At 64.6% G+C, this 3,708-nt stretch carries 4 protein-coding genes; all 4 read right to left on the bottom strand.

Annotation, left to right across the window (positions count from 1 at the left end; translation table 11 throughout):
* Positions 1–552: F0F1 ATP synthase subunit delta (locus tag EOA22_RS27475; RefSeq protein ID WP_127390357.1), on the bottom strand; the 552-nt coding region annotated here is incomplete at its 3' end.
* A gap of 246 nt (positions 553–798) precedes the next feature.
* Entirely contained in the window at positions 799–1,194 is a 396-nt protein-coding gene (locus tag EOA22_RS27470) for a DUF4345 family protein (protein WP_013529034.1), read from the bottom strand.
* 95 nt (positions 1,195–1,289) lie between these two features.
* Entirely contained in the window at positions 1,290–1,985 is a 696-nt protein-coding gene (locus EOA22_RS27465) for an aspartate/glutamate racemase family protein (RefSeq protein WP_063169453.1), read from the bottom strand.
* Between the two features lie 54 nt (positions 1,986–2,039).
* Positions 2,040–3,708: primosomal protein N' (priA, locus tag EOA22_RS27460; RefSeq protein ID WP_127390356.1), on the bottom strand; the 1,669-nt coding region annotated here is incomplete at its 5' end.

Below are 3,708 nucleotides of genomic sequence, written 5' to 3'. Positions count from 1 at the left end.
CTCTTTCAGTGCAAGCTTGAGCGAATTGAGTTTGGTTTTGAGCGACGTATCGATCTGGCACGAGCCCATCTTGACCACCAGCCCGCCGAGCAGCGACGGATCGACGGTGACGGAGATAGCCACGTCCTTGCCGGCAACGCTCTTCAGCGCCGCCTTGAGTTCGGTCTGCTGGACAGCCGTCAGCGCGTGAGCCGACGTCACTTCAGCAGCGGTCTCGCCACGGTGTTCGGCTGATATCTGGCGGAACGCCCTGATCATGCCGGGAATGGCGAACAGCCGGCGGTTGCGGGCGACGACGCGCAGGAAATTTCCGGTGAGGCCGGTGATCCCGGCCTTGTCGGCGATCGCCGCGATGGCCTTCGCCTGGTCCTCGCTGGAGAACACCGGGCTGTTGATCAGCCGGGTGAGATCAGCGCTGCCCGCGAGCATGATTTCGAAACTGTTGAGGTCGGCTTCGACCTTGGCCACGGAATTTGCCTGCAGGGCGAGTTCGAACAGCGAACCCGCATAGCGTTCTGCGACACCTGAGATTGGCGATGACGATTGAGCCACGGACCGTCTTTTCTCTTGTCTGACAGGCCGTAGATTGTTGGCGCGAGCAAAAACTCTGGCTAAATCTTTGACCTTACTGCATTTTTTCGAGCACGGAGGCGCGGCTTCCGCTATCCCCGGCCGAAAGTCGATTGCCGTCTAGCACAGGCATTTTAAGACCGCAATGCGTCGTTCCGCATGGTTTTCAGGCACTATTGTCGCATCCGGCGAAAGTCGCCCGTCTTCGATCGCGGAATACCCAATGATTCAGGGCAGAAAGCCGAAGGCGAAGGCGAGCGGCAACGCCGCCAGGACCAATTCCAGCACAATGGAAACCCAATTGAAAGGCGTGTTGGCGCCATCAGACATCATCGACAGCAGCCGGCCGAAGGCAGTGAACAGCCAGGAGAAGCCAAGCGCCATGTAGATCAGCGGCTGCGCCAGCAGGATACAGCACAGGCCGACACCCAGATAAAAGCCCGACATCCTGCCGCGCCCCTCGGCGATCGCCGCAGCCTTCTCTGGCTTGACCTGCAGGCGCAGGGCACGAAAGGCGAGACCCGGCGCCAGGAAGAACAAAAGCCCGAGCAGCACCGTGAAGACGGCGCTCGACCAAGCCAGCCATTCGCCCTGGCTCGTCGGCCATGGAAGCGCAAAATCCATCTTGTCCCCTCGAGATGCCTGTTTTGAAATTCCGGGCATTCTAACGGAGGAAAGCCCCCGCGCCAGATGGGTCCAGGTACTTTAGGCAGCGCGCATCAACCGAGCGCGAATTCCACAGCCGCCTCGACATGGATGCGCGTCGTGTCGAAGACCGGGATGTCGAAATCCTGCTGGCCGATGAGCATGGTGATCTCGGTGCAGCCCATGATGACGCTGTCGGCCGCCTCTTCGCGGCGCAGGCGTTCGGTCTCGGCGATATAGGCCGCCTTTGAAGTCTCCTTGACCATGCCCTGGCACAACTCGTCGTAGATGACGCGATGGACCATGTCGCGCCCGGCCGCATCCGGCACCACGGGGTCCAAGCCAAATCTGTCAGCGAGCCGGCCCTTGTAGAAATCCTGCTCCATGGTGAAGCGCGTCGCCAGCAGCGCCGGACGCTGCATTCCGGCACGCTTGACCGCCACTGCGGTGGCATCGGCGATGTGGATCAGCGGGATCGACACCGACGCCTGCACCTGATCGGCCAGTTTGTGCATGGTGTTGGTGCACAAAAGCAGACCTTCCGCGCCGCCGGCCTCAAGCTTGCGCGCCGCTTCTACGAGGAGCACGCCGGCACCGTCCCAGTCGCCGTGATGCTGCCGCTCGGCGATTTCGGCAAAGTCGAACGACCACAGAAGCAGTTTCGCGGAATGCAGCCCACCCAGCCGTTCGCGCACGATCTCGTTGAGCAGGCGATAGTAGATGGCGGTCGATTCCCAGCTCATGCCGCCGAGCAGGCCAAGGGTCTTCATATGAGTTTCCACATCTCGCTGGCTTGCGGGCAACCTATCGCTGAAAGCGCAACCTTACAAAAAACTCTGCGGGTCGACGTCGACCTGCACCCGGACCGAGCCGCGTTGCTTCGGCCCGTTGGCCAGCATGGCCCTGATAAAACCTTGCATGTCGGCGCGCCGTTCGCCCTGGATCAGCAGGCGGAAGCGGTGGCGGCCGCCGAGCAGGGACAGCGGCGCCTCGGCTGGACCCAGCACGAACAGATCTGACGCCTCGGGTGCTGCGCGGCGCAGGCCGCGTGCATGGCCCTCGGCTTCCGCTCGCGTCACCGCGCTGACGATGACGCCGGCGAGCCGGCCGAAGGGCGGCAGGGCGGCCCGTTCGCGCTCGGCAATCTCGCGCTCGTAAAAAGCCTCGGCGTCGCCGGAGACGATCGCCCGCATCACCGGATGGTCGGGCTGGAAGGTCTGCAGCAGTCCAAGGCTCTTCTTGCCGGTGCGGCCGGCGCGGCCTGTCACCTGGCTGAGCAACTGGAATGTGCGTTCGGCGGCGCGTGGATCGCCGTTGGCAAGGCCGAGATCGGCATCGACGACGCCGACCAGGGTCATATTAGGGAAATTGTGGCCCTTGGCGACGAGCTGCGTGCCGATGACGATATCGGCCTCGCCGTCGGCGATCGCCTCCAGCTCCAGCCGCAGCCGCCGCACGCCGCCCATCAGGTCTGACGACAAGACGATGGTGCGCGCGTCGGGGAAATGCGTCACGACCTCTTCGGCGATGCGCTCGACACCCGGTCCGCAGGCGACCAGATGATCGAGCGTGCCGCATTCCGGGCAGGCTTCGGGGCGGCGCTCATTGTGCCCGCAATGATGGCAGACCAGTTGCCCGCGAAACCGGTGCTCGACCAGCCAGGCCGAGCAGACCGGGCAGCCGAAACGATGGCCGCAGACCCGGCACAGGGTCAGCGGCGCATAGCCGCGCCGGTTGAGGAACAGCAGCGACTGCTCCTTCCTCTCCAGCGTCTGGCGCATCTGGTCGAGCAGCACCGGCGACAGGAAACCGCCACGCGCCGGCGGCGCACGCCGCATGTCGACCGCCTTCAGATGCGGAAGCGCCGCCTCGGCGAAGCGAGCGGAAAGCACCGCCCTGTTATATTTACCTTGGCTGGCATTGACCCGGCTTTCGACCGACGGCGTCGCCGACGCCAGCACCACGGGGAAGCTGCCGATATGGCCGCGCACCACCGCCATGTCGCGCGCATTGTAGAAGACGCGGTCCTCCTGCTTGTAGGCAGGGTCGTGCTCCTCGTCGACGACGATAAGGCCGAGCTCCTTGAACGGCAGGAACAGCGCCGAGCGCGCGCCGGCGACGACCCGCACGCCGCCCTCCGCCACTTGCCGCCAAACCCGCTCGCGCATCCGCGGCGGCAGGTCGGAATGCCATTCGCCCGGCTTGGCGCCGAAGCGCTGCTGGAAGCGCTCGAGAAAGGCATGCGTCAGCGCGATTTCCGGCAGCAGGATCAGCACCTGCCTGCCCTGGTCGAGCGCAGCCGCCACAGCCTCGAAATAGACCTCGGTCTTACCGGATCCGGTGACGCCGTCGAGCAGCGCGACGTTGAACACGCCGGCTGCGACATTGGCGCGCAGCATCTGCGCCGCGGCGCCCTGGTCCGGCATCAGTTCCGGAATAGCGTAGCCGGGATCGGGCGCGGCCACCACCGGGCGCGGCGGGATCATCACGGTC

The organism is Mesorhizobium sp. M7A.F.Ca.US.014.04.1.1 (assembly GCF_003998745.1).
In the GTDB taxonomy this organism is placed as follows: Bacteria; Pseudomonadota; Alphaproteobacteria; order Rhizobiales; family Rhizobiaceae; genus Mesorhizobium; species Mesorhizobium ciceri.
This window is presented reverse-complemented; position numbering and strand designations above follow the sequence as displayed.